This window comes from Streptomyces sp. NPDC037421, assembly GCF_055602105.1.
In genome coordinates this window covers 60,836-85,797 of record NZ_JBVJWV010000015.1, presented here as the reverse complement: position 1 = coordinate 85,797, position 24,962 = coordinate 60,836, and the positions used below count along the sequence as shown (strand labels likewise).

At 75.0% G+C, this 24,962-nt stretch carries 23 protein-coding genes; 14 read left to right on the top strand and 9 right to left on the bottom strand.

Features of this window, described 5'->3' with window-relative positions; genetic code table 11:
* Positions 1-12 precede the first annotated feature (12 nt).
* Together ACZ7IF_RS22185 and ACZ7IF_RS22180 are read right to left on the bottom strand one after the other, a co-directional pair.
* Positions 13-1,602, bottom strand: a complete 1,590-nt coding sequence (locus ACZ7IF_RS22185) for an alpha/beta hydrolase (RefSeq protein WP_470973783.1) — start codon at positions 1,600-1,602, stop codon at positions 13-15.
* A gap of 135 nt (positions 1,603-1,737) precedes the next feature.
* Entirely contained in the window at positions 1,738-2,769 is a 1,032-nt protein-coding gene (locus ACZ7IF_RS22180) for an Rv2578c family radical SAM protein (protein ID WP_470973781.1), read from the bottom strand.
* 205 nt (positions 2,770-2,974) lie between these two features.
* Here ACZ7IF_RS22180 and ACZ7IF_RS22175 point away from each other — a divergent pair, with 205 nt between their 5' ends.
* The 5 genes from ACZ7IF_RS22175 (at position 2,975) to ACZ7IF_RS22155 (ending at position 8,199) form a co-directional block, all read left to right on the top strand.
* Positions 2,975-3,175: a hypothetical protein gene (locus ACZ7IF_RS22175; protein ID WP_470973780.1), complete on the top strand. Its 201-nt coding sequence runs from the start codon at positions 2,975-2,977 to the stop codon at positions 3,173-3,175.
* 150 nt (positions 3,176-3,325) lie between these two features.
* Positions 3,326-3,778, top strand: a complete 453-nt coding sequence (locus tag ACZ7IF_RS22170; protein ID WP_470973777.1) for an SRPBCC family protein — start codon at positions 3,326-3,328, stop codon at positions 3,776-3,778.
* A gap of 189 nt (positions 3,779-3,967) precedes the next feature.
* A complete protein-coding gene (locus ACZ7IF_RS22165; RefSeq protein WP_470973775.1) occupies positions 3,968-4,801 on the top strand; it encodes a M55 family metallopeptidase in 834 nt (277 codons plus the stop codon).
* Complete coding sequence (locus ACZ7IF_RS22160) at positions 4,794-6,185, top strand: M20/M25/M40 family metallo-hydrolase (protein WP_470973774.1); 1,392 nt, start codon at positions 4,794-4,796, stop codon at positions 6,183-6,185. Before ACZ7IF_RS22165 ends, ACZ7IF_RS22160 begins: the two co-directional genes overlap by 8 nt.
* Positions 6,186-6,198: 13 nt before the next feature.
* Complete coding sequence (locus ACZ7IF_RS22155; RefSeq protein WP_470973771.1) at positions 6,199-8,199, top strand: prolyl oligopeptidase family serine peptidase; 2,001 nt, start codon at positions 6,199-6,201, stop codon at positions 8,197-8,199.
* A 12-nt stretch (positions 8,200-8,211) separates the two neighbouring features.
* On the opposite strand, the gene ACZ7IF_RS22150 is transcribed toward ACZ7IF_RS22155, so the two are convergent.
* A complete protein-coding gene (locus ACZ7IF_RS22150) occupies positions 8,212-8,916 on the bottom strand; it encodes a hypothetical protein (protein ID WP_470973769.1) in 705 nt (234 codons plus the stop codon).
* Positions 8,917-8,950: 34 nt separating this feature from the next.
* Between ACZ7IF_RS22150 and ACZ7IF_RS22145 the strand changes: the two genes are divergently transcribed.
* Complete coding sequence (locus ACZ7IF_RS22145) at positions 8,951-9,484, top strand: GNAT family N-acetyltransferase (RefSeq protein WP_470973767.1); 534 nt, start codon at positions 8,951-8,953, stop codon at positions 9,482-9,484.
* A gap of 94 nt (positions 9,485-9,578) precedes the next feature.
* Positions 9,579-11,552, top strand: coding sequence for a DUF5107 domain-containing protein (locus tag ACZ7IF_RS22140; protein WP_470973764.1), 1,974 nt, complete (start codon positions 9,579-9,581; stop codon positions 11,550-11,552).
* Positions 11,553-11,595: 43 nt separating this feature from the next.
* On the opposite strand, the gene ACZ7IF_RS22135 is transcribed toward ACZ7IF_RS22140, so the two are convergent.
* Positions 11,596-12,426 (bottom strand): methyltransferase domain-containing protein, encoded by an 831-nt coding sequence (locus tag ACZ7IF_RS22135; protein ID WP_470973978.1) that lies wholly within the window; start codon positions 12,424-12,426, stop codon positions 11,596-11,598.
* A gap of 204 nt (positions 12,427-12,630) precedes the next feature.
* Between ACZ7IF_RS22135 and ACZ7IF_RS22130 the strand changes: the two genes are divergently transcribed.
* From ACZ7IF_RS22130 to ACZ7IF_RS22120, 3 genes are all read left to right on the top strand, one after another.
* A complete protein-coding gene (locus ACZ7IF_RS22130) occupies positions 12,631-13,203 on the top strand; it encodes a TIGR03086 family metal-binding protein (RefSeq protein ID WP_470973762.1) in 573 nt (190 codons plus the stop codon).
* 120 nt (positions 13,204-13,323) lie between these two features.
* Positions 13,324-14,568, top strand: coding sequence for an aminotransferase class I/II-fold pyridoxal phosphate-dependent enzyme (locus ACZ7IF_RS22125; protein WP_470973760.1), 1,245 nt, complete (start codon positions 13,324-13,326; stop codon positions 14,566-14,568).
* Between the two features lie 45 nt (positions 14,569-14,613).
* The gene (locus ACZ7IF_RS22120; protein WP_470973757.1) at positions 14,614-15,717 is read left to right on the top strand and encodes an MBL fold metallo-hydrolase; all 1,104 of its coding nucleotides are present in this window, start codon (positions 14,614-14,616) and stop codon (positions 15,715-15,717) included.
* 14 nt (positions 15,718-15,731) lie between these two features.
* Here ACZ7IF_RS22120 and ACZ7IF_RS22115 read toward each other — a convergent pair whose 3' ends face one another.
* The 4 genes from ACZ7IF_RS22115 to ACZ7IF_RS22100 form a co-directional block, all read right to left on the bottom strand.
* On the bottom strand, positions 15,732-16,361 hold the full coding sequence (locus ACZ7IF_RS22115) for a helix-turn-helix domain-containing protein (protein WP_470973755.1): 630 nt from the start codon (positions 16,359-16,361) through the stop codon (positions 15,732-15,734).
* A 293-nt stretch (positions 16,362-16,654) separates the two neighbouring features.
* A complete protein-coding gene (locus tag ACZ7IF_RS22110; protein ID WP_470973752.1) occupies positions 16,655-16,990 on the bottom strand; it encodes a MazG-like family protein in 336 nt (111 codons plus the stop codon).
* Entirely contained in the window at positions 16,987-17,634 is a 648-nt protein-coding gene (locus tag ACZ7IF_RS22105) for a DedA family protein (protein ID WP_470973750.1), read from the bottom strand. The genes ACZ7IF_RS22110 and ACZ7IF_RS22105 overlap by 4 nt, the downstream gene beginning before the upstream one ends.
* Positions 17,631-18,407, bottom strand: coding sequence for an MBL fold metallo-hydrolase (locus ACZ7IF_RS22100; protein ID WP_470973746.1), 777 nt, complete (start codon positions 18,405-18,407; stop codon positions 17,631-17,633). The genes ACZ7IF_RS22105 and ACZ7IF_RS22100 overlap by 4 nt, the downstream gene beginning before the upstream one ends.
* 116 nt (positions 18,408-18,523) lie before the next feature.
* Here ACZ7IF_RS22100 and ACZ7IF_RS22095 point away from each other — a divergent pair, with 116 nt between their 5' ends.
* The 4 genes from ACZ7IF_RS22095 (at position 18,524) to ACZ7IF_RS22080 (ending at position 23,151) form a co-directional block, all read left to right on the top strand.
* Positions 18,524-18,928, top strand: a complete 405-nt coding sequence (locus ACZ7IF_RS22095; protein ID WP_470973744.1) for a hypothetical protein — start codon at positions 18,524-18,526, stop codon at positions 18,926-18,928.
* 258 nt (positions 18,929-19,186) lie between these two features.
* Positions 19,187-21,202 carry an alkaline phosphatase family protein gene (locus ACZ7IF_RS22090; protein ID WP_470973972.1) on the top strand — a complete coding sequence of 672 codons (2,016 nt, stop codon included), beginning with the start codon at positions 19,187-19,189 and terminating at the stop codon, positions 21,200-21,202.
* 75 nt (positions 21,203-21,277) lie between these two features.
* The gene (locus ACZ7IF_RS22085) at positions 21,278-22,669 is read left to right on the top strand and encodes an amino acid permease (protein WP_470973741.1); all 1,392 of its coding nucleotides are present in this window, start codon (positions 21,278-21,280) and stop codon (positions 22,667-22,669) included.
* Positions 22,670-22,710: 41 nt separating this feature from the next.
* The gene (locus tag ACZ7IF_RS22080; RefSeq protein WP_470973739.1) at positions 22,711-23,151 is read left to right on the top strand and encodes an SRPBCC family protein; all 441 of its coding nucleotides are present in this window, start codon (positions 22,711-22,713) and stop codon (positions 23,149-23,151) included.
* A 96-nt stretch (positions 23,152-23,247) separates the two neighbouring features.
* Here the strand turns inward: ACZ7IF_RS22080 and ACZ7IF_RS22075 are convergent, their stop codons facing one another.
* Entirely contained in the window at positions 23,248-24,834 is a 1,587-nt protein-coding gene (locus ACZ7IF_RS22075; RefSeq protein ID WP_470973736.1) for an RNA polymerase sigma factor, read from the bottom strand.
* Between the last annotated feature and the right edge of the window lie 128 nt (positions 24,835-24,962).

Below are 24,962 nucleotides of genomic sequence, written 5' to 3'. Positions count from 1 at the left end.
GCCCGCCCGGCCTCAGCCCCGGAAGCCCAGCAGCCCGTGCAGTGCCGCACCGCCGGCCGAGGGCGGCACCGCGCGGGTCGCCGAGGCCGGCTTCGGGGCGGGCTGCGCCTGGCAGGTCGCGTCCGCCGCCTGACCCGTCCTCAGGTACGCGGACAGCTTCTCGTCCAGGCACTTGTTGCCGCTCAGGGCGATGCCGTGGTTCCCGCCGCCTTCCTCCACCACCAGCGCCGAGCCGGCCAGCTTGTCCCGCATGCTCACCGCGCCCTCGTACGGGGTGGCCGCGTCCTCCGTCGCCTGGAACAGCAGCGCCTTCGGCAGCGCCGTGTTCGTCACGTCCGTGGCCTGGAGCGGCTGCGTCGGCCAGAACGCGCACGGCGCGTTGTACCAGGCGTTGTTCCAGGTCATGAAGGGCGCCTTGGCGTGCGTGCGCCACATGTCGGCCCGCCAGCGGTTCCAGTCCCTCGGCCACGCCGAGTCCCGGCACTGCACCGCCGTGTACACGCTGTAGCTGTTGTTCGCCGACGGCTCCACCGCGCCCAGCCGCTCGTACGCCGCCACCAGCGGCTTCGGGTCCTGCTTCACCGCGTACGCCGCGAAGGCCTCGGCCAGGGCCGGCCAGTAGCCGTTGTAGTAGCCGCCCGGCATGTACGTGTCCTCCAGCTCGGCCGGGCCCACCTTCCCGCCCGCCGGGGCGGCGCGCAGCGCGTCGCGCATCCCGTACCAGCGCTCCTCGATCCGGGCCGGATCGGTGCCCAGGTGGTACGTGGAGTCGTACTGGGCCACCCAGGCCAGGAACGCCTTGTGGCGGGCGTCGAAGGCCAGGTCCTGCGAGAGGTTGTCCTCGTACCAGACGCCGCCGGGGTCGACCACGGAGTCCAGCACCAGCCGGTGCACCCGGTCCGGGTGGAGCTTGGCGTACACGGCGCCCAGGTAGGTGCCGTAGGAGTAGCCGAAGTAGCTGAGCTTCTCCGCGCCCAGCGCGGTGCGCAGCACCTCCAGGTCGCGGGCCGCCGAGACGGTGCCGACGTACGGGAGCACGTCCGCGTGCTTCTCCTGGCAGGACACCGCGAAGGACCGCACCCGCTCCAGGTTGGCCCGCTCGGTCGCCCCGTCCCGCGGTACGGAGTCGGGCCGTACGGGGTTGAAGTGGCCGGACCCGCAGTCGAGGGCGGGCTCGCTCTTGCCCACGCCCCGGGGGTCGAAGCCGATCACGTCGTACTGGGCGGCCACGTCCTTGGGCAGGGCGGATGCGACGAACCCCGCCAGCGAGCGGCCGCTGCCGCCCGGGCCCCCGGGGTTGACCAGCAGCGGCCCCTGGGAGGTGGCGGCGGTGTGCGGGACGCGGGTCAGGGCCAGGGAGATCTGCCGCCCGGCGGGCTGCTCGTGGTCGAGCGGGACCTTGAGGGAGGCGCACTGCAGCGTCGGGTTGCGGGGGGTCGCGCAGTCGGTCCAGCGCAGGCCGGCGGCGGCCGGGGCGGGCGCCTCGGCGGGCGCGGCCGGCGCGGCGGTGAGGGGGGTCGCGAGGGCGGCGGCGACGGTGGAGATCGCCAGCAGGACGGCGGCCCGCTTCTTCGCGGGGCGCAGCTTCGAGGGGTGGAGCATGGGGCCTCCCAGCCGAGGGTTCTGGGCGGAATCGTCCCGGAAACCGTGGCGGGAAGACGGGATTGGGCCGCGCATTGGCCCGATGTGATGACCCGTCGGGAGGCGTACGGGTCACGGGCGGTGCGCGCGGCGGGGTCACAGCAGTGTCAGCTGCGTCGGCCCGGCGGGAGCCGGGCGGGCCGTCCGCTCCGCCGCGGCGGCGGCCCGCGGCTGCTCGCGCCGGGCGGGTCCGATGCCGAATTCGGCGGCGAGTTCGTGGACTTGGCGGGTGATCCGGCGCTGGTACCAGGTGGGCGCGTACGCCCCGCCCGCATACATCCGTTCGTACCGTTCGACCAGGTGCGGGTGATGCCGGCCGAGCCAGGCCGTGAACCACTCGCGCGCCCCCGGCCGCAGATGGAGTACGAGGGGTGTCACGGAGACCGCCCCGGACGCGGCGATCGCCCGGACGGTCGCCCGCAGCTGCCCGGGGGAGTCGCCGAGGAAGGGGATCACCGGCGCCATCAGCACCCCGCACTCCAGGCCCGCGTCCGTCAGGGCCCGCACGGCGGCCAGCCGGGCGTCGGGGGAGGGGGTGCCGGGCTCGACGGTCCGCCACAGGGCGGTGTCGGTGAACCCGACCGAGACGCAGACGCCGACCTCCGTGACCTCGGTGGCCTGCCGCAGCAGGGGCAGGTCGCGCAGGATCAGCGTGCCCTTGGTGAGGATCGAGAAGGGGTTGGCGCGCTCCCGGAGCGCCTCGATGATCCCGGGCATCAGCCGGTAGCGGCCCTCGGCGCGCTGGTAGCAGTCGACGTTGGTGCCCATCGCGATGTGCGCGCCGCTCCAGCGCGGCGCGGCCAGCTCGCGGCGCAGCAGCTCCGGGGCGTTGACCTTGACGACGATCTGGGAGTCGAAGCCGGTCCCGGTGTCGAGGTCGAGGTAGCCGTGGGTCTTGCGGGCGAAGCAGTAGACGCAGGCGTGGCTGCAGCCCCGGTAGGGGTTGACGGTCCATTCGAACGGCATCCGCGAGGCCCCGGGCACGCGGTTGACGATCGAGCGGGCCCGCACCTCGTGGAAGGTGATCCCGTGGAACTCGGGGGTGTCGAAGGTGCGGGTGACGACGGCGTCGGCGCCGAACAGGGCGGCGGGTCCGCCGGTGCCGGTGGTCAGACTCTCCCAGCGCATGGCGCCTCCTCGGGGTAGCTCAGCCCGAGAATAGAACAAGCGTTCCCATGATCGTGCGGACGAGGGCTCGCCCGGCTCGCCGCCGGCGGTGCTGCGAGTGGCCGTAGTCGCCGTACCGAAGGGGTTGCCCGCCCCGCGCCGGCGCCGTCCGGCCCCTCCCGCCGGGAAGGCAATCGGCGTCCGACCACTCACGAATGGAGACGAAATGCGCAATTTCCTCAAGACCTCCCTGGTGGCGGTCGCCGCGATCGTCGTGTGCGGCGTCTCGGCGACCGCCGCCAACGCCGCTGCCCTGGGCGGCGGCGACGGGCTCGGCGGCAGCGTCATCGGCAGCGGCAACAGCTACGGCTACGACGTGAACTTCGCCAACATCGCCCTCGGCTCCCTCCTCGGCCTCCTCACCTGAGGAGCGGTCAGGGCGACAGCGGTTCGTCCCTCCGGCCGGGGGCTCGCGCCACCGGCCGGAGCCGTCCGGCAGCGGAGGGCGGATTTGGGCGCCCGCCCCGGAGGTGATTGGCTTGCCGCCGCAACGTTCACGACTGCTGGAGGAACAGGCATGGCGCAGGTCGAGGCCACCACGGAGCGCATCATCGAGGCCGACGCGGACACCGTGTTCGACGCGCTGGCCGACTACACCGGCACCCGGAAGAAGCTGCTCCCCGAGCACTTCAGCGAGTACGAGGTGCGCGAGGGCGGGGACGGCGAGGGCACCCTGGTCCACTGGAAGCTCCAGGCCACCAGCAAGCGCGTACGGGACTGCCTGCTGGAGGTCACCGAGCCCACCGACGGCCAGCTCGTGGAGAAGGACCGCAACTCCTCCATGGTCACCACCTGGACCGTCACCCCGGCCGGCGAGGGCAGGTCCAGGGCCGTGGTCAGCACCGTGTGGAACGGCGCCGGCGGCATCGGCGGCTTCTTCGAGCGGACCTTCGCCCCCAAGGGCCTCGGCCGCATCTACGACACCGTGCTCGACAACCTGGCCAAGGAGGTCAAGGAAGTCGGCGCCTGACCGGGGCCCATCGGCCGCCGACGGGGCCAACGCCCGGGGACGGCTCACCGGTTCGGGTGGAATTCCCGGCCGCCGTGAGCCGCCCCGCGACCCGCCGCGCACCCCGCCCCGGCCCGGGCGTGCCCCGGGGCCGCGATCCTGCCCGGAGGTTAGGGTGGGGCTCCGCGACCCGACCCACCGGGGGGCCCGATGAAGATCCTCGTCTCCGCCGACATGGAAGGCGCCACGGGCGTCACCTGGCCCGCCGACGTGCTGCCCGGCACCCCGCAATGGGAGCGCTGCCGGGGCATGTTCACCTCCGACGTGAACGCCGCCGTGCTCGGCTTCTACGACGGCGGCGCCGACCAGGTCCTCGTCAACGAGGCCCACTCGACCATGCGCAACCTCCTCCTGGAGAAGCTCGACGCCCGCGCCGAGATGATCACCGGCCGCCACAAGTCCCTCTCCATGGTCGAGGGGGTCCAGCACGGCGACGTCGACGGCATCGCCTTCGTCGGCTACCACACCGGCGCCGGCAGCGAAGGGGTCCTCGCCCACACCTACCTCGCCAACTCCATCACCGGCGTCTGGCTGAACGGCCTGCGCGCGAGCGAGGGCGTCCTCAACGCCCACGTGGTCGCCGAGTACGGCGTCCCCGTCATCCTCGTCACCGGCGACGACCTGACCTGCGCCGACGCGGCCGGGTACGCCCCCGACGCCCGCACGGTCGCCGTCAAGGACCACGTCTCGCGCTACGCGGCCGTCTGCCGCACGCCGGCCCGCACCGCGGCCGACATCCGCGCCGCCGCCACCGAGGCGGCCAAGCTCGCCGTCCGGCACGAGCCGGTGCGCGGCGGCCCCTTCGCGATGGAGGTCGAGTTCGACGCCGAGCACCTGTCGATGGCCGCGACCGTCGTCCCGGGCGTCGAGCGCTCCGGGGAGCGCAGGGTCGCGTACACCAGCGAGACCATGTACGAGGGGATCCGGACCTTCAAAGCGGTCACGACGGTCGTCTCGGCGGCCGTGGAGGAGCAGTATGGCTGACATGCACCGGGTGGAAGGCGTTCCCCGCGGGGTCGCCCACGAAGCAGCCGCGGCCCCCGACGGGGCCTGCGTCGACGAGGCGGCCCTCGCCGAGGTGGTCGAGTTCACCTCCGGCCTGATCAGGATCGACACCACGAACCGCGGCGGCGGCGACTGCCGCGAGCGGCCCGCCGCCGAGTACGCCGCCGAGCGCCTCGCCGGAGCCGGGCTGGAACCCGTGCTGCTGGAACGCACCCCGGGCCGCACCAACGTGGTGGCCCGGATCGAGGGCACCGACCCCTCCGCCCCCGCCCTCCTCGTCCACGGACACCTGGACGTGGTCCCCGCAGAGGCCGCCGACTGGAGCGTGGACCCCTTCTCCGGAGAGGTCCGCGACGGCGTGGTCTGGGGCCGCGGGGCGGTCGACATGAAGAACATGGACGCGATGGTGCTGGCCGTCGTACGCGCCTGGGCGCGCCACGGCGTACGGCCGCGCCGGGACGTCGTCATCGCCTACACCGCCGACGAGGAGGACAGCGCGGCCGACGGTTCCGGCTACCTCGCCGACGAGCACCCGCACCTGTTCGAAGGCTGTACGGAGGGCCTGAGCGAGTCCGGTGCCTTCACCGTGCACCCCCGGCCCGGCCAGGCCCTCTACCCCATCGCCGCCGGTGAACGCGGCACCGCCTGGCTCAAGCTGACCGCCCACGGCACCGCCGGACACGGCTCCAAGCCCAACCGGGCCAACGCCGTCAGCCGGCTCGCCGCCGCCGTGGCCCGCATCGGCGAGTACGACTGGCCGGTCCGCCTCACCGACACCGTCACCGCCTGCATCACCGAACTCGCGGCCCTCCAGGGCCTCACCGTCGACCCGCGCGCCCCCGGCACCGACCTGGACGGCCTCCTCGGCAAGCTCGGCCCGGCCGCCGCCCTGGTCGAGGCGACCATCCGCAACAGCTCCAACCCGACGATGCTCAGCGCCGGTTACAAGCTCAACGTCATCCCGGGCCACGCCACCGCCTACGTCGACGGACGCACCGTGCCCGGCGGCGAGGCGGAGTTCACCGACACCCTGAACCGGCTCACCGGCCCCGACGTGCACTGGGAGTTCGAGCACCGGGAGGTGGCCCTCCAGGCCCCGGTGGACGGGCGGACGTACGGGATCCTGCGCGAGTCCGTCGAGCACTTCGACCCCGACGGGCACGTGGTCCCCTTCTGCATGGCCGGCGGCACCGACGCCAAGCAGTTCTCCCGGCTCGGCATCACCGGCTACGGCTACTCCCCGCTCAAGCTGCCGCCGGGCTTCGACTACTGGTCCCTCTTCCACGGCGTGGACGAGCGGGTGCCGGTCGACGCCCTGCACTTCGGGGTCCGCGTCCTCGACCGCGCGCTGCGGGCCCTGTGATGGGAGCCCGGTGATGGCGGCGGCCGCCGTCGGGGGCCCCTACGGCAGCTGGCCCTCCCCGATCACCGCCGCGCACGCCGCCGCGCACGACGGCCGGCCCGAGTACGTGGGCACCGTCGGCGCCGAGGTGTGGTGGACCGAGCCCCGCCCCGAGGAGGGCGGCCGCCGCACCCTGGTGCGCCGGCCCGCCGGCGGCGGCGCCGCCCGGTCGGTGCTGCCCGCCCCGTGGAACGTGCGCAGCCGCCTCACCGAGTACGGCGGCCTGCCCTGGGCGGGCGCCGAACAGCCCGGCCGGGGGCCGGTGGTGGTCTTCGTCCACCACGCCGACCAGCGGCTGTACGCGTACGAGCCCGACGCCCCCGGCAGCCCCCGGCCGCGCCCGCTCACCCCCGTCTCGGCCGTCGGCGGCGGCCTGCGCTGGGCCGACCCCGTGCTGCGCGGCGGCGAGGTCTGGTGCGTGCTGGAGGAGTTCACCGGCCCGGGCCCGGGCGACCTGCGGCGGGTCGCGGCCGCCGTGCCGCTGGACGGCTCCGCCGCCGGCGACCGGGCCGCCGTACGGGAGCTGACCGACGACCGGCACCGCTTCCGCACCGGGCCGAAGCTCTCCCCCGACGGGCGGAGCGCGGCCTGGCTGGTGTGGGACCACCCCCGGATGCCCTGGGACGGCACGGAACTCCAGCTGGCCGGCGTACACCCCGACGGGACGCTCGCCGCCCCCCGCACCGTGCTGGGCGGGCCGGACGAGGCCGTGGCCCAGGTGGCGTGGGCGGCCGACGGGACCCTGCTCGCGGTGAGCGACCGCACCGGCTGGTGGAACCCGTACCGGGTGGACCCGGACAGCGGGGAGGCGGTCAACCTGTGCCCCCGCGAGGAGGAGTTCGGCGGCGCCCTGTGGAAGCCGGGGCTGACCTGGCTGGCCCCGCTGCCGGAAGGGCCGGTGGCCGTACTGCACGGACAGGGCTCCTCGGTGCTCGGCGTCCTCGACCCCGACACCGGCGACCTGGTGGACGCGGCCGGGCCCTGGACGGCCTGGCAGCCGGCCCTGGCCGTCAGCGGCACCCGCGTGTACGGGGTCGCGGCCAGCCCGCGCAGCGCCTACGAGGTCGTCGAGCTGGACACCGCCACCGGGCACGCCCGCGTCGTCGGAGCCCCGGCCGCCGACCCGGTGGACCCCGCCCACTACCCGGAGCCGCAGAGCCGTACCTTCCCCGGCCCCGGCGGCCGGGAGATCCACGCCCACGTCTACCCGCCGCACCACCCCGCCCTGCGGGCACCCGGCGACGAGCTGCCCCCGTACGTGGTGTGGGCGCACGGCGGTCCCACCGAGCACGTACCGCCCGTACTGGACCTGCACATCGCCTACTTCACCTCGCGCGGCATCGGCGTCGTCGAGGTCAACTACGGCGGGTCCACCGGCTACGGCCGCGCCTACCGGGAGCGGCTGCGCGAGCAGTGGGGCGTGGTCGACGTCGAGGACTGCGCGGCCGTGGCCCGGGCGCTGGCCGCCGAGGGCACCGCCGACCCCGCCCGGCTCGCGATCCGCGGCGGCAGTGCGGGCGGCTGGACGGCGGCGGCCTCCCTGGCCGCCACCGACCTGTACGCCTGCGCGGCGGTCATCTACCCGGTGCTCGACCTGAGGGGGTTCGCCGCCGAGACCCACGACCTGGAGTCGCACTACACGGACAGCCTGGCCGGACCGCCGGGCACCCTGGCGCTGCGCTGCCGGGAACGCTCCCCGGTGGCCCGCGCCGACCGGATCGAGGCCCCCTTCGTCCTGCTCCAGGGCCTGGACGACCCCGTCTGCCCGCCCGCACAGGCCGAACGCCTGCTGGCCGCCCTCCGCGGCCGCGAGCCGGCGGTCCCGCACGCGTACCTCACCTTCGAGGGCGAGGGCCACGGCTTCCGGCGCGCGGACACGATGGTGCGGGCCCTCGAAGCGGAACTGTCCCTCTACGCCCAGGTGTTCGGCATCGACCGCGGCGACGTCCCCAGGCTGGAACTGCGTACGGAGTAGGCCCCGGGGCCCCTACGCCGTGTGCAGCCAGATCCGCAGCGGGCCGAGCGGGGTGAACCCGGCGCGGACGGCGGTCTCCAGGTCGTCCCCGTGCTCGTAGCCCACGACCGGCAGCTCCGGCCAGTGGCGGGCGGCCGCGTCGAGGGCGGCCGCCCAGACGGCGTCGGCGTCCGCGTCGTCATGGGCGAAGACGTTGGAGACGCCGGCGGCCCCGCCGCCGGTGCTGACGACGGCCCCGGCCACGATCCGGGCCCCGTCACGGCCCGCGAGGAAGACGATCCCCTCCCGCAGCAGCCCCTCGTGGAACAGGCCGGTGCTCTCCTCGCCGTCCCAGGCCGCCTCCCAGGCCCCCAGCTCCCCGGGGCCCTCCACCTCGCTCCACTCCAGCCGGCCACCGGGAACGGCCGCCCCCGCCGGACGGTGGATCCACTGCGCCTCGAACAGCACCTCGAAGCCGGCCGGGGCCAGGTCGAGCGAGGCGAAGCTGTCCTTCACCGAGCAGCCCGGGGCGGCGGTGTCGACCCCGGCGAGCACGTCGGCGGCCGCGGCGTCCGGGGCGAGGGTGACGGCGTCGGGGTACAGCGGCGGGGTACGCCGCGGGCTGCACCAGACCGAGTCGCGGAAGCGGCCGCTGCGGGAAACGGCGGCGCACCACTCGGCGTTGTTGCGGGCGGCGGCGCCGAGCAGCTGCTCGGGAGTGTTCGGGGTGATGATCACACCGGGATGCTGCCACAGTGCCTAACCTGGGGCGATGCCTTATTCCGCTGAGTACGTCACGACGGGCGCCCGGGTCGGCCTGCGCCCCTTCCGGCCCGCCGACGGCCCCGAGTTCACCGCCCGGGTGCGCGAGAGCCGCGAGCTGCACCGGCCGTGGCTGTCCCCGCCCGCGTCCCTGGAGGAGTACGAGCCCTACGCGGCCCAGCGTGCCGGGTCCGGGTTCCTCGTCTGCGAGCTGGCCACCGGGGACATCGCCGGGTTCGTCAACGTCAACAACATCGTCCGCGGCGCCTTCCAGTGCGGGGCACTGGGCTACGGGGCCTTCACGCACGCCGCCGGGCGCGGACTGTTCGGCGAGGGCTTCGACCTGCTGCTGGCGCACGCCTTCGGGGCCGGCCTGGGCCTGCACCGCCTGGAGGCGAACATCCAGCCGGGCAACACCGCGTCGATCGCGCTGGTTCGCGGACGGGGCTTCCGCCTGGAGGGGCTCTCGCCGGAGTTCCTGTACGTCGACGGGGCGTGGCGCGACCACGAACGCTGGGCGGTGACGGCCCCGGCCCCGTCCTGACGCGACCTGGTCGCCGGGGCCTTTGCGTAATCCTGACCGGTGGTGATGTGCGGAAACCCTGTGCACAGGCCGCACCCGAGTGTTCCATTCCCCCATGGCCACCACAGTGCGACGTGCCCAGCTGACCCTCCCCGCCGCCCCCTTGGGCCCCGACAACCCGCTGCCCGCGCTGCGCGCCCCCGACGGGGTGCACGAACTGGACGAGCGCTCGCGCCAGGGGCTGCCGCGCGACATGGCGCGCCAGATCGGCTACGAGCCGCTGCGCTCCCTGCTGCCCGTCCGGATCCGCGACGGATACGGACGGCGGCGCGCGGAGCGGGAGTTCGAGGCGGTCGTCATCGAGAACGGGCGGCTGCGCGTCACCGTGCTGCCCGGGCTCGGCGGGCGGATCCACTCGATTGTCCACCTCCCGGCCGGCCGCGAACTCCTCTACCGCAACCCGGTGTTCCAGCCCGCGGACTTCGCGCTCAACGGGGCCTGGTTCTCCGGTGGCGTCGAGTGGAACATCGGCGCCACCGGGCACACCGCCCTGTCCTGCGCCCCGATGCACGCCGCGCTCGTACCGGCGCCCGACGGGGGTGTGATGGTGCGGCTGTGGGAGTGGGAGCGGCTGCGCGAACTGCCCTTCCAGGTGGACCTGTGGCTGCCGGCGGACTCCGACTTCCTGTACGTCGGCGTCCGCGTGCGCAATCCGCACGAGCGGCCCGCCCCCGTGTACTGGTGGTCCAACACCGCCGTCCCCGAGGGCGCCGGCACCCGGGTCCTGGCGCCCGCCGAGGAGGCCTGGCACTTCGGCTACGAGCGCACGCTGCGCCGCGTCCCCGTGCCGCACTGGCAGGACGCCGACCGCACGTACCCGCTGAACAGCACCCATCCCGCCGACTTCTTCTACGAGGTCCTCGGCGAGCACGCCGAGCGGCCCTGGATCGCCGCCCTCGACGCCGACGGGCACGGCCTGGTGCAGGCCTCCACCGGGCGGCTGCGCGGGCGCAAGCTGTTCGTGTGGGGTGCGGGCCCGGGCGGGCGGCGCTGGCAGGAGTGGCTGACGGAGCCCGGTACGGGCGGCTACGCCGAGATCCAGGCGGGGCTGGCCCGGACCCAGCTGGAGCACGTACGGCTGGACGCCGGGGCGGAGTTCAGCTGGCTGGAGGCGTACGGGCCGCTGTCGGCGGAGCCCTCGGCGGTGCACGGAGCCGACTGGGCGGCGGCGCGCGGGGCGGCTTCGGCGGCGCTCGACGCCGTGCTGCCGGACGGGACCCTGGACGCGGCGTACAAGGCGTGGCGCGGGCACGCCGACACCGAGCCGGGGGAGCGGCTGGCGGACGGCTCGGGCTGGGGCGCGCTGGAGGTGCTGTGCGGGGGCTTCGAGCTGCCCGGCACGCCCTTCCCGGAGTCCACCTTGCAGGAGGAGCAGCAGCCCTGGCTGGAGCTGTGGCGCACCGGGGTCTTCCCCGCCCCGGCCGGGGACGCCCCGCCCGGCCCCGGGCTGGTCGCCCCGCACTGGCGGGACATGCTGGAGACCGCCCCGGCGGACCCGCTCACCGAGTACCACCTCGGGGTGGCCCAGTGGCACGCCGGCGACGTCGCCCAGGCGGTACGCAGCTGGGAGCGCGGGCTGGCGCAGGCGCCCTCGCGCTGGCCGCTGCTGCGCTGCCTGGCGGCGGCCGACGCCCTGGCCGGGAACACGGAGCGGGCCGCCGACCGCTACGCGGAGGCCTTCGAGGGCCTGGCGGGGGAGGGCCGGGGCGGTGCGGCCTGGGCGGCGGCCGAGGCGGCCCTGGGGCGGGAGGCGATGACGGCCCTGCTCGCCGCCGGGCGCCTGGCGGCGGCGCGGGCCGTCTGGGACCGGCTGCGGCCGTCGCTGCGCGAGCAGGGCCGGTTCCGGCTGCTGGCCGCCCGGCTGCTGGCGGCCGAGGGGCACGTGGGCGCGGCCAGGCGGGTCTTCGAGGACGGCTTCGAGATCGCCGACCTGCGGGAGGGGGAGGAGACCCTGTCCGAGGTGTGGGCCGCCCTGACGGACCGCCCCCTGCCCCCGGAGTACGACTTCCGGATGCGCCCGCCGCAGTGACGCGGTCCTCATGGTCCTCATGGTCCTGATGGTCCTCATGTGGTCATACGCGGCACAGCAGTTCGCCGTTCAGGACCGAGAACCACGCGTCGGGGGCCTTCCTCCAGGCGTGCCAGGCTTCGGCGACGGCGGCCAGGCCCTCCGGGGTGGCGTGGCCGCCCTCCGTCGCGACGGAGGCGTAGGAGGAGGCGGTGGTGCGGTCCGCCCACAGGGAGGACCACCAGGAGACCTCCTCCGGCGTCGCGTAGCACCAGGCCGTCGCCGAGGCCTCCACCTCGGTGAACCCGGCCGCCCGCGCCCAGGACAGCAGCCGCCGCCCGGCGTCCGGTTCGCCGCCGTTGGCGCGGGCGACCCGCCGGTACAGGCTCTGCCACTCCTCCAGGCCCGGCGTCGCCGGGTACCAGGTCATCGCCGCGTAGTCGGCGTCCCGTACCGCGACGATCCCGCCGGGCCGGCACACCCGGCGCATCTCGCGCAGGGCCCGCACCGGGTCGCCGACGTGCTGCAGCACCTGGTGCGCGTGGACCACGTCGAAGGAGTCGTCGGCGAACCGCAGGGCGTGGACGTCGGCCGTGGCGAAGTCCACCGCCCCGGACAGCCCGCGCTCCGCGGCGTACGCGGCCGCCTGCTCCAGTACACCGGCCGCCGCGTCGACCGCGGTGACGTGGCCGCCGGGGGCGACCAGTTCCGCCAGGTCCGCCGTGATGGTGCCCGGGCCGCAGCCCACGTCCAGCACCCGCATGCCCGGGCGCAGTTCGCCGATCAGGTACGCGGCCGAGTTGGCGGCGGTGCGCCAGCGGTGCGAGCGCAGCACGGACTCGTGGTGGCCGTGGGTGTACAGCGCGGTCTCGTGGGCGTCGTGGGTGTCGTTCATGGCGGACTCCTCGTCGTCGAAGGTCGTCGAAGGCGTTGTGATCACCGTAGGCGATCCGCTCGCGATTCGAGATCCACGTTTTGACATGTGGACAACATCCTTGCGGGACATGGGATCTGGCCGGGTCGGTGGCAGGGCGGGTCAGGGGCGAGGAGAGTTGGGCCCAGGGGGCGGCGCACCTCGGGGCGAAGGACGGTGAGACCCATGCCGCGGACGCTGCTGGAATGGCACGCCGCCGCGTTGCGGCTCTTCGGTGAGCGGGTGCGGGCCGTCGGGGCCTCCCAGTGGGACGCGGCCACCCCCTGCACCGAGTGGACCGTGCGCGACCTGGTCAACCACGTCACCGGCGAGCAGCTGTGGATCCCGCCGCTGGTCACCGAGGGGCGCACGGTGGCCGAGGTCGGCGACGCGCTCTCCGGCGACCTGCTGGGCGAGGACCCGCAGGCCGCCTGGGACCGGGCCGCGGCCGCCGGGCACGCGGCCTTCGCCGAGCCCGGCGCGCTGGAGCGGACGGTCACGCTCTCGTACGGGCCCACGCGCGGATCGGCGTACTGCTCGGAGCTGACGGCGGACTGCGTCGTGCACGCCTGGGACCTCTCGCGGGCCATCGGCGCGGACGACCGGCTGCCCGCCGACCTCGTCGAGTTCTCCATCAAGGAGGTCATGCCGTACGCCGACGGACTCGCCGCGAGCGGGATGTACGCGGAACCGCTGGAGGTGCCGGCCGGTGCGGACGCGCAGACCCGGTTGCTGGCCCTCCTGGGGAGGAAGGGCTGAGGGGAAAGCCCGACGGGCCTGTCATGGTTGACGGGCGTATCGGTGTAAATAATCGTATAAAGGGCAGGTCGATCGGTGGCGGCGTCGGAAGGCGGGCACGTGTCGGGGATGGCCGAGGGCATGACGGAAGGGCTCGCCGGGCTCTGGCGCCGCCCGTCACCGGAGGGGCGCGGGCCGGTCAGGTACGGGCCCCCCGCCCCCGAGCCCGGCCTGCCGGTCCTGCCCGAGCTGACCTCCGTGCTCGCCGCCGCCGCGGACCGGGCCGCCCCGGAACCCCCCGGCGGCGGGCAGCCGCTGCGCGAGGCCGCATGCCGCCACTGGGCCCGGCGCGGGCTCGCCACCGCCCCCGAGAACGTGGCCGCCGGGCCCGGCGCGCCCGCCCTGCTGCTGGCCCTGCTCGGCGCGTACGGCGGCGACGTGCTGCTGCCCCGGCCGTGTCCCGCCTGGTGGACCCCCCAGGTCCGGCTGCTGGGACGGCGGGCCTACCACGTGCCCACCCCGGCGGAGTGCGGCGGCGTACCCGACCCGTACGCCCTGCTGGAGACCGTGCGGCGGGTCCGCGCCGAGGGCGGCGACCCGCGCGTACTGCTGCTGTCGGTGGCCGACGACCCGACCGCGACCGTGCCGCCGCCCGAGATGGTGCGCGAGGCGTGCGAGGCGGCCGAGGCCGCCGGGCTGTTCGTGGTCAGCGACGAGAGCTGGCGCGACACCGTGCACCGGCCGCACGACACGCTCGTGCTGAGCCCCGCCGAGATGCTCCCCGACCGGGCCGCCGTCCTCGTGGACCTCGCCGGAGCACTGCTGCCGGGCGGCTGGCCCGCCGCCGTGGTCCGCTTCCCCGACACCCCGAGCGGCACCTGGCTGCGCGCCCGCACCCTCGACGTCCTCACCGCCACCGGCGCGCTGGTCGCGACACCCGTCGCGGTGGCCGCCGCGCACGCCCTCGACGAACCCGACGCCGTCGCCGGGCGCGCCTACGCGGCGGCCGCCCTGCACGGCACGGTGGCCGCCGCCGCGCACCGGGTGCTGCTGGCCGCGGGCGCCCTCGCCCGGCCCCCGCAGGCCGGCCGGCACCTCTACGCCGACCTCACCCCGCTGCGCGCGGGCCTCGCCCGGCAGGGGGTCGGGGACGCGATGGAACTGGAGGACTGGCTCGGGGCCCGGCTGGGCACGGCCACACCCGGCGGACAGCGCTTCGCCGACGAACTGGGCGCACCGCGCGTACGGCTGTCGACCGGGCCGCTGCTGGGAGCCACCCCGGGCGAACGGCTCGCCGCGCTGGGCGCCCCCGACCCGCTGACGCTGCCGCAGGTCCGGGACGGGCTCGACCGGCTCGGGTCGGTGCTCGCCGGACTGGCCGACTGACGTGCGGCCCGCGCCGGCAGGCCGCCGCCGAACGGAGACTTCGAGATGAGGGACCAGCCGGACGCCGTGACCACCGCCCCGCCGGCCGACGGCCCCGGGGGCCCCGCCGCCGCGCTGCCGGGGCGCCCGACCCGGCGCCCGCCCGCGCCCGCCGGACCCCCGCCCGGCCCCGCGCCTTCGGTCGCGCCCGCCGCGCCCCGCCCGCTCGGCGAACACCGCCTCTGGCCGAGGTCGTTCGCGGACCGGCTGACCACCCCGCTGCCCGGGCTGCGCGCCTTCGCCCGGCTGGCTCGCGAGGGCGCCTTCCGGCCCGGGGCGGAGGGGCTGAGCGGGATCCCCGACCTGCCGTACGAGCCCGCGCCGCTGCCCGCGGTGCCCCCGGGCGCAGTGTGCGCCACCTGGGCCGGGCACGCCAGCTGGGTGCTCCGGACCGGCGGCCTGACGGTGCTGACCGACCCCGTGTGGTCCCGGCGGATCCTGGGGACCCCGGCGCGGGTGACTCCCGTCGGGGTGCCGTGGGAGGAACTGCCGCCCGTGGACGCGGTGGTGATCAGCCACAACCACTACGACCACCTCGACGCCCCCACCCTGCGGCGGCTGCCGCGCGACACCGCGCTCTTCGTCCCGGCCGGGCTCGCCCGCTGGTGCCGCCGCCGGGGCTTCACCCGGGTGACGGAGCTCGACTGGTGGGAGTCGGCCGAACTGGGCGGCGTACGCTTCGAGTTCGTCCCCGCACACCACTGGTCCAAGCGCTCCCTGCTGGACACCTGCCGCACCCTGTGGGGCGGCTGGGTGCTCACCGACACGGCGCGAGCCCGGAAGGTGTACTTCGCGGGTGACACCGGCTACGGCCACTGGTTCGGGGAGATCGGCCGCCGGCACCCCGGCATCGACCTCGCCCTCCTGCCGATCGGCGCCTACGCCCCGCGCTGGTGGCTGCGCGACGTGCACGCCGACCCGGAGGAGGCCGTGCGGGCCTGTCTGGACCTCGGGGCCCGCAGGATGGCCCCGATGCACTGGGCCACCTTCGTGCTGTCGGCGGAGCCCGTCATGGAGCCCCTGCGCCGCGCCCGCGCCGCCTGGGCCCGCGCCGGGCTGCCCCGCGAGGACCTCTGGGACCTGCCGATCGGCGCGTCCCGCGGCTTCTAGGCCCTGCTTTCGGATCAGGCCCGGCCCGCCGCCGGTTCCGCCGCTCCCTTCGGCTTCGGCTTCGCGACCACGTGCATCCGCTCGCCCTGCTTCCCGAAGAGGCTGAGGATCTCCACGGGCCGCCCGTCGGCGCTGCCGAACCAGTGGGGGGTCCGGGTGTCCCACTCGGCGGCCTCGCCGGGGCCGAGGACCAGATCGTGCTCGGCCAGCACCAGCCGCAGCCGGCCGGTCAGCACGTACAGCCACTCGTAGCCCTCGTGCGTGCGCAGGTCGGGGTCGGCGCCCCGGTCCGGGATGACCATCTTGTACGCCTGGAGCGGGCCCAGACCCTGGGTCAGCGCCACGGACGTTCCGCCGTGCCGCATCGCGCGGGGCGTCATCCGCACCCGGGGATCGCCCACCGCAGGCGCCCCGACCAGGTCGTCCAGGGCCACCCGGTAGGCACGGGCGAGTGGGAGCAGCAGCTCCAGGCTCGGCCGCCGCTGCCCGGACTCCAGCCGGGACAGGGTGCTCTTGGAGATCCCGGTCTCCTCGGACAGCGCGGCCAGGGTGAGACCGTGCCGGTCCCGCAGCCGCCTGAGCCGGGGGCCGACCTCGTCGAGGACGGCGCGGTGGGAGGAGGGTCCGTCCGGGCTGGCATCCATGCGGGCATTCCATCCCACCGTCCCGGAAACGGCAACAGGGGTTGCCGCGCGGCCGCGGCGGAGCACCGGACCACCGAGATCACGTGCCCGTGGAGCCGAGTGAACGTCCGGGACCGGTGCGGGGACGTCTACGCCGCCGAGGTCTGCGGCGAGCACCGGGTCCTGCGCGGCGGCGGCCGGCTTCGACGAGCACTGGCCCTGCCGCGCCTCCGCCCGCCGCCGCAGCCACCCGGCGTTCCCGCTCGGCGTGGGCTTGCGGCTCGCCCGCTCCGCCGCGCGCTGAACCGGCGGGCTCAGGGCCCACGGTCCGGCAGGAAACGGGCCGACTTCAGGGCCAGTTGCTCCGCGAAGTAGGCCTGCGCGTCGGGCCGCATCCGGGCCAGCGCCACCATCCCGGTGATGATGACGTCGCACACCTCGTCGTGCACGTCGTCCCAGCTGTGCGAGTGCCCCTTGCGCGGGTTGCTCCCCGTCGCGCCGATCACCGCCTGCGCGGCCTCGCCGAACTCCTCGCCGATCTTCAGCACTTGGAGCACGTGGCTGTGCGGAGGATGCACCCCGCGGGCGGCGGCGGCCGCTTCGAAGCGGGAGGCGAGGGCGCGGACCGTGTCCCAGGAGGCGGAGTTCACGGCCGGACCCTGCCCGGCCGCAGCCGCCGCCACACCCCCGGGGCCACGCTGATCAGCAGCGTCAGGCCCACCGCCAGCACCACGCCCTTCCACGGCTCGGAGAACAGCGAGCCGCCCAGGATCCCGATCAGGCCGTACGTCGCGGCCCACGCCACGCAGGCGGGCGCGTCCCCCCGGGCGAACCGGCGCAGCGGCAGCCCGCCCAGCAGGCAGGCCACCATCACCGGGATCCGGCCCGCCGGGACCAGCCTGGACAGCACCAGCACCAGCACCAGCACCCCGTGCTCGTCGAGCCCCCGCCGCGCCCGCTCCAGCCGCTCCGGTTCGGCCCGCCCCCGCAGGGACTCCAGCCACCGCGAGCCGCCCCGCGAACGCGCCCCGCGCGACCCCAGCCAGTACAGCGCGACGTCCCCGGCGAAGGCGGCCAGCGCGGCCACCGCGATCACCAGCAGCACCCCGAGGGGCAGCGACCGCTGGTGGAACGCCACCACCGCCGCCGAACTCACCAGCGCCCCCGTAGGGATCACCGGCACCAGCGCCCCCAGCGCCACCAGCACGAACAGCGCCGGGTAGCCGACCGCCTGCTGCGTGGTCTCCGGCGGCACCCGGCCCACCACCTCCGCCGCCACCCGCCACGGCGTCACGGCAGCAGCACCCGCTCCCCGTGCCCGGGGACCCGTACCGTCACCTTCGGAGCGAGCTGCCCCGCCCGCCGGGCGAACTCCCCGCCCGGCGCGTGGAACTCGTGCGGCCGCACCGCGTCCATCCCGATCGGCCAGTACGTCCCGTAGTGCACCGGCACCGCCGCCGCTGGAGCCAGCTCCGCCAGGGCCCGAGCCGCCCGCTCCGCGTCCAGGTGCCCCGGCCCCAGGTACGGCCCCCAGCCCCCGACCGGCAGCAGCGCCACGTCCACCGGACCGACCTCCTCGGCCATGGTGTCGAACAGGCCGGTGTCCCCGGCGAAGTACGTGCGCGCCGCGCCCTGCACCACGTACCCCAGCGCCGGCGCCCGCTGCGGCCCGAACGGCACCCGCCGCCCGTCGTGCCGGGCGCTCACCGCCCGGACCCGTACGCCGTCCCGTACGCCGACCTCCTCGCCCGGGACCACCTCCGTCACCACCAGCCCCCGCGCCCCCGCGAGCCGCGCCAGCCCCGGCACCGCCCGGCGCGCCCCGCGCGGCACCACCAGCCGGGTGCCGGGCGCCAGCAGGCCCAGCGAGGGCAGGTGCAGATGGTCGGCGTGCAGGTGCGAGACCAGCACCACGTCCGCCTCCGCCGCCTCCGGCGGGGGCACCGCCCCGCGCCGGCGCCGCAGGTGCGCGAGCCGCCGGGCGAACAGCGGATCGGTCAGCACCCGCACGCCCGAGTCCCGTACCGCACACGTGGCATGACCCCACCAGGTGATCTCCACCGCCACCCCGGCACCCCCTTCCCTCCGGCTACGAGCCTAGGACGATCCCTGCCCGCCCGCGCGGAAGCAGAACCCGGCGCACCCCTCCTCCCCGGGCCCGGATCGGAGTAGGGTCGGGCGCCATGGATGCGCTGCGCGTGGCCGCGATCGCCAGCCTGGCCCCGCTGGAGGAACTCGACGCCGACCCCTTCGCCGTGGACACCCGCGGCCAGCACGCCATGTGCGCGCGCTGGGCCGCGGAGCAGGGGTACGTGGTCACCCGGCAGTTGCTCTTCTACGGGCTGCGGACCGACCACTGCGGGCTCTGGCGCGACGTGGACGCCGGACAGGTCGACCTGTTCGTCGCCCCCAACCGCCGGGTCCTGGCCCGCGCGCTGCGCTCCGTCGAGGAGTTCACCGCCGAGTGCGAGCGGCGCGGCGTACGGCTGGAGACCGCCGGGCTCGAAGAGCCGGCCTACACCTCCGCGATGAAGGCCGAGGTGCACCGCCGGCTGTCCATGCCGACCGCCGGCTACGACGGCACCTGACCGACGGCACCTGACCGACGGCACCCGAGATGCCGGCGCCCGCCGGCCGCCGGCCCGCCGCGTCCCGTACTCCCGTGCGCCACCCGTGCCGACCGGCCGCTCCCGCCGCCCTGTGCGACGCTGGCGGAGGGGACCGCGGGCCGGGCGCGGGCCGGGGAGCGAGGCGGGTGCGGCGTGTGGCGGGAGCGGTTGCGCTGGCGGGCCGTGGGCGGGGCGCTGGTGCGCGTGGTGCTCGTCTGGGCGGCGTCCACCCTGACCATGCTCGCGCTCGCCGGGATCCTGCCGGACTTCCGCCTCCAGTCCGCCGACGGTGACAGCCTCACCCGGATCGGGCTGACGGCGGCCTGGGGCGCCGGGGCCTTCGGCCTGCTGAGCGCGCTGGTGTGGCCGGTCCTGGTACGGGCGCTGCTGCTGGTGCCCGCCCTCGTGCTCGGGCTGCTCGTGTTCTTCCTCAACGGCTCACTGCTGCTGATGGCCCTCAGCCTGATCCCCGCCGGGCGGGGCGCGGCGGTCGCCCCCGAGACGGCGGTGGTCGTGGCCGCCGTGATGTCCGCCGTGGCCTCGGCCACCTCCACCGCGCTCGCGGTGCGCGACGACGAGGCGTACCGGCGCCGGCTCTACCGGCTCGCCGACCGGCGCCGCCGCCGGTTCGGGGCGCCCCCCGGCGGCAGCCCCGGACTGGTCTTCCTCCAGCTCGACGGGGTCGGGTACGAGGCCCTGCGCCGGGCCGCGGCCGAGGGGCTGATGCCCACGGCGGCCGGCTGGCTGGAGCACAGCCACCGCGTCATGCCCTGGCACACGGACTGGTCCAGCCAGACCGGCGCCAGCCAGCTCGGCATCCTGCACGGCTCCAACTTCGACGTCCCGGCCTTCCGCTGGTACGAGAAGGACACCGGCGAGGTGATGGTCTGCAACCGGCCCACCAGCGCCGCCGAACTCCAGCGCCGGGCCGTCGCCCGGACCCGGGACGGCGGTCTGCTCACCCTCGACGGAGCCAGCCGGGGAAACCTGTTCAGCGGGGGCGCCGACCAGCTGGCGCTGGTGCTGTCCGTCGCGGCCCGGCGGGGCCGCGCCAACCGCTCCCGCGCGGGCTACTTCGCGTACTTCTCCGATCCGGCCAACGCCGTGCGCACCGCGCTCTCCTTCGTCGCCGAGGCGGGCCGCGAGATCGGCCAGTCGCTGCGCTCACGGCTGCGCGGGGACCGCCCCCGGGTGGCCCGGGGCGGGCTCTATCCGCTGATCCGGGCCTTCGCGACGGTGGTCGAGCGGGACGTGGTGGTCGCCGCGGTGATCGGGGACATGCTCGCGGGCCGCGCGGCCGTCTACGCCGACCTGGTCGCCTATGACGAGGTCGCGCACCACTCGGGCCCGCAGGGCCGGGACACCGACCGGGTGCTGGCCCGGCTCGACCGGAGCCTCGCGCTGATCGCCCGGGTCGCCGAGCACGCTCCCCGGGAGTACCGCGTCGTGCTGCTGTCGGACCACGGCCAGAGCCCGGGGGAGACCTTCCTCGGCCGGTACGGGCTCAGCCTGAAGGACCTGGTCCGGGCGGGGTGCGGGCTGCCCGTCTCGCGCAGGGCCGGCCGTACCCGCAGCGGGGCCGAGGCCCGCGCGGCGGTGCTGGCGGCCCTGCACCGGCCCGTGGAGGAGGAGGCGGAGGAGGCCCGTCCGGGACCGGGGCCCGGCCCGGTGGTGCTGGCTTCGGGCAACCTCGGGCTGATCTCCTTCCCGGACCTGCCGGGGCGGGCGTCGCGGGCGCGGATCGAGCGGGCGCACCCCGCCCTGCTGCCCACCCTGGCCAACCACCCGGGCGTGGGCTTCCTGCTGGTGGACGGGGAGGTGCTGGGCCCGGACGGGGCGGTGGCGCGGCTGGACGTACCGGGGGAGGCGGAGGCGCTGCTGGCCCCCTTCGGGCCGGGCGCGGCCCGGGCCGTGCGCCGGACGGACTCCTTCCCGCACGTGGCCGACATCATGGTCAACTCGGCGTACGACCCGGGAACCGGCGCCGTGCACGCCTTCGAGGAGCAGATCGGCTCGCACGGCGGGCTGGGCGGGGAGCAGGCCCACCCCTTCCTGATGTGGCCGACCGTGCTGTCGGAGCCGGACCCGGAGCCGGTGGGCGCCGAAGCCGTGCACGCGGTGCTGCGCCGCTGGCTGCGCGAGGCGGACGGCCCCCAGGTTCCGCTGTCCCCGCGGGAGGATTACCGGCCGGGAGCCCCTTCGGGTGGAATCCTTCCTTCCGGGGAGGTCCCCGCGCCGGACGAAACCCGGTGATTTGGCGCCCACTTCGCGGTGGTCAACCATGTGTTGACCTGCCCAGCATGTGAGACACCCAGAGGCGCACCACCGATGACCAGCACCGCAGCCCCGCCCGCCGAAGTCACAGCACCCCCGCAGGCCCCCCGCCGGCAGGACCGGCACGCCCGCAGCTTCGGCCTCCCGGTCGCCGTCTGCCTGGTCATGGGCAACGTCATCGGCGGCGGGATCTTCCTGCTTCCCGCCTCGGTCGCGCCCTTCGGCACCATCAGCCTCCTCGCCTTCGCCGTCCTGACCCTCGGCGCGATCGCCCTCGCCCTCGTCTTCGGCCGCCTCGCGCAGCGCCATCCGCAGACCGGCGGCCCGTACGTGTACGTGCGCGCCGCCTTCGGCGACTTCGCGGGCTTCCTCGCCGCGTACAGCTACTGGATGACCGCCTGGGTCTCGAACGCGGCGCTCGCCGTGGCCTCCGTCGGCTACCTCGCGGTGCTGTTCCCGGCCGTCGGGGAACACCGGTGGTCCATGTGCCTGGCCGCCCTGGCCGTGCAGTGGCTGCCCGCCCTGTCCAACCTGGCCGGCACCCGGTACGTGGGCGCCGTCCAGGTGGTCGCGACCGTCCTGAAGCTGGTCCCGCTGCTGCTCGTGGCCGTGGGCGGACTGTTCTTCTTCGACCCGGCGAACCTCGGCCCCTTCCAGGCCACCGACCAGAGCCCCGTGGGGGCGGTCTCCGCCTCCGCCGCGATCCTGCTCTTCAGCTACATCGGCGTCGAGTCCGCCGCCGTCAGCGCGGGCGAGGTCCGCGACCCGGCGCGCAACGTCGGCCGGGCCACCGTCCTCGGCACCGTCGGCGCCGCCACCGTGTACCTGCTCGGCACCCTGTCGGTCTTCGGCCTGGTCGCCCACGAGAAGCTGGTCTCCTCCCAGGCCCCCTTCACGGACGCCGTGAACGCCGTCTTCGGCGGCACCTGGGGCGGCACCCTCGTCGCCGGCGCGGCCGTGGTCTCGATGCTCGGCGCCCTGAACGGCTGGACCCTGCTCAGCGCGCAGACCCCGTACGCGGCCGCCAAGGACGGGCTCTTCCCGAAGGCCTTCGAGAAGAAGCAGCGCGGGGTCCCGGTCGTCGGCGTGGCCGTCACGGTCGTCCTGGCCTCCGCCCTCACCGTCTACAACTACACGGCGGGCTCGGCACGCGTCTTCGAGATCCTCGTCCTGGTCACGACCTTCACCGCGACCGTCCCCTACCTGCTCTCCACCGCCGCCCAGCTCTACTTCCTGGCCTCGGGCCAGACCGACCGGGTCCGGCGCGGGCGGCTCGTCCGCGACGCCGTCCTCGCCGGCACGGCCTTCGCCTTCTCGATGTGGCTGGTCGCCGGGTCCGGCTACGCGGCCGTCTACCAGGGCGTGCTGTTCCTCTTCGCGGGCGTCCTCGTCTACGCGCTGATGGCCGCCCGCAAGCGCCGCGCGGCCGGTACGGCCGCGGGGTAATTTGGAAGAAAGACCGGCCAGGGGGGCTCCGAGGGGTCGCCATGTCCGCGATCAGCAACACCATCGACATCGACCGCAGGCCCGAGGACGTCTTCGCCTACGTGACGGACCCCACGCACCTGCCCGAGTGGCAGGACAGCGCCGTGGCCGCCGTCCCCATGGGCGACCTGCCCGTGCACGTCGGCTCCAGGGTCGCCATCACCCGGCAGTTCGGCAAGCGGAGGATCCCCACCATGGTGGAGTTCACCGAACTCGACCCGCCGCGGAGCTGGCACATCCACGGCGTCGACGGGCCGGTCCGGCCCGACGTGCACGGCAGGATCGAGCCCCTCGACAACGGGACGCGCTCACGCGTGACGCTGTCGGTCGACTTCGAGGGCCACGGCCTGGGCCGGGGCCTGGTCCCCCTGGTGGTGAAGCCCAGGCTCCGCAAGGAGATGCCGCGCAGCGAGGAGAAGCTCAAGCACCTCCTGGAGCACTGACCGCCGCGGAGACGCGGAGCACGCGGAACACGCGGAAACACGGAGGCCCGCGCCGTTACGGCGCGGGCCTGCGGTGTGTCCGGTACCGGGAGCGGATCAGTCCAGGTAGTCGCGCAGGACCTGCGAACGCGACGGGTGGCGCAGCTTCGACATGGTCTTGGACTCGATCTGGCGGATGCGCTCACGGGTGACCCCGTACACGCGGCCGATCTCGTCCAGCGTCTTCGGCTGGCCGTCGTTGAGGCCGTAGCGCATGGAGACCACGCCCGCCTCACGCTCGGAGAGCGTGCCCAGGATCGACTGGAGCTGCTCCTGGAGGAAGGTGAAGGACACGGCGTCGGCCGGGACGACCGCCTCGGAGTCCTCGATGAGGTCACCGAACTCGCTGTCGCCCTCCTCACCCAGCGGGGTGTGCAGGGAGATCGGCTCGCGGCCGTACTTCTGGACCTCGATGACCTTCTCGGGGGTCATGTCGAGTTCCTTGCCCAGCTCCTCCGGGGTGGGCTCGCGGCCCAGGTCCTGGAGCATCTGGCGCTGCACACGGGCGAGCTTGTTGATGATCTCGACCATGTGGACGGGGATGCGGATGGTGCGCGACTGGTCGGCCATGGCACGCGTGATCGCCTGCCGGATCCACCAGGTCGCGTACGTGGAGAACTTGAAGCCCTTGGTGTAGTCGAACTTCTCCACCGCGCGGATCAGACCGACGTTGCCTTCCTGGATCAGGTCCAGGAAGAGCATGCCGCGGCCGGTGTAGCGCTTGGCCAGCGAGACCACGAGGCGGAGGTTGGCCTCCAGCAGGTGGTTCTTGGCCCGGCGGCCGTCCTCGACGAGGATCTCCAGCTCGCGCTTGAACGCGGGCTTGTGGTCCTCCTCCTCTTCGAGCTTGTACTCGGAGAACAGGCCCGCCTCGATGCGCTTGGCGAGCTCGACCTCCTGCTCGGCGTTGAGGAGCGGCACCTTGCCGATCAGCTTCAGGTAGTCCTTGACCGGGTCGGCGGTGGCACCGGCCACCATGACCGTCTGCGCCGGAGCGTCGTCCTCGTCCTCGTCGGACAGCACGAAGCCCTGGCCCGCGGCCTTGGGCGCCTCCTCCTCGGTCTCGTCGGCGAGGTCCTCGACGGCCCAGTCCTCACCCTCGACGGCGGGGTTCTCGGCGTCGTCGGCGTCCTTGGCGCCGGCCTTCTTCGAGGCGGCGGTCTTCTTGGTGGCCGTGGCCTTCTTGGCGGCGGCCTTCTTGACCACGCGCTTCTTCGGCTCGGCGGCGGCCTCGGCCGACACCTCCTCCGACGCGGCGGCCGACGGAGCGGATATCGCCGCGGCGGCGGCCGGGGCGGCAGCGGTGGCGGAGGCCTTGCGCGCGCCGATGGGGCGCGGCGGGGCGACCGCCTTCTTCGTCACGGTGCGGGCCGGGGCGGCAGCTGCCTTGCGGGGCTTCTTGGCAGCAGCCTTCGTGGCGGGGGCGGCGCTGACGTGGAGGGCGACACCCTCCTCGTCCAGGACCTGGTTCAGGCTGCGCAGGACCCGCTTCCACTGGTCCACCGGGATGCGGCCGGCCTCGAAGGCCTGGCGGACATCGTCACCGTTGATGTGACCCTGCTCGCGGCCGCGCTCGACGAGCGCGACCAGGGCCTCGGATTCGGCGATCTCCGGAGGGAACGTACGGGACGGGCTGAGCGACACAAGGAGCCTCTCGTTGCGAACAGATAAGGAGTGGGCGGGACATCATCGCGCGGACTCGGGAAACAGACCGAAGCGGGTCTGTATTCCGGGGCCGCGCGAGGACACCTGTCGGTTCATCGCCTGCCCGA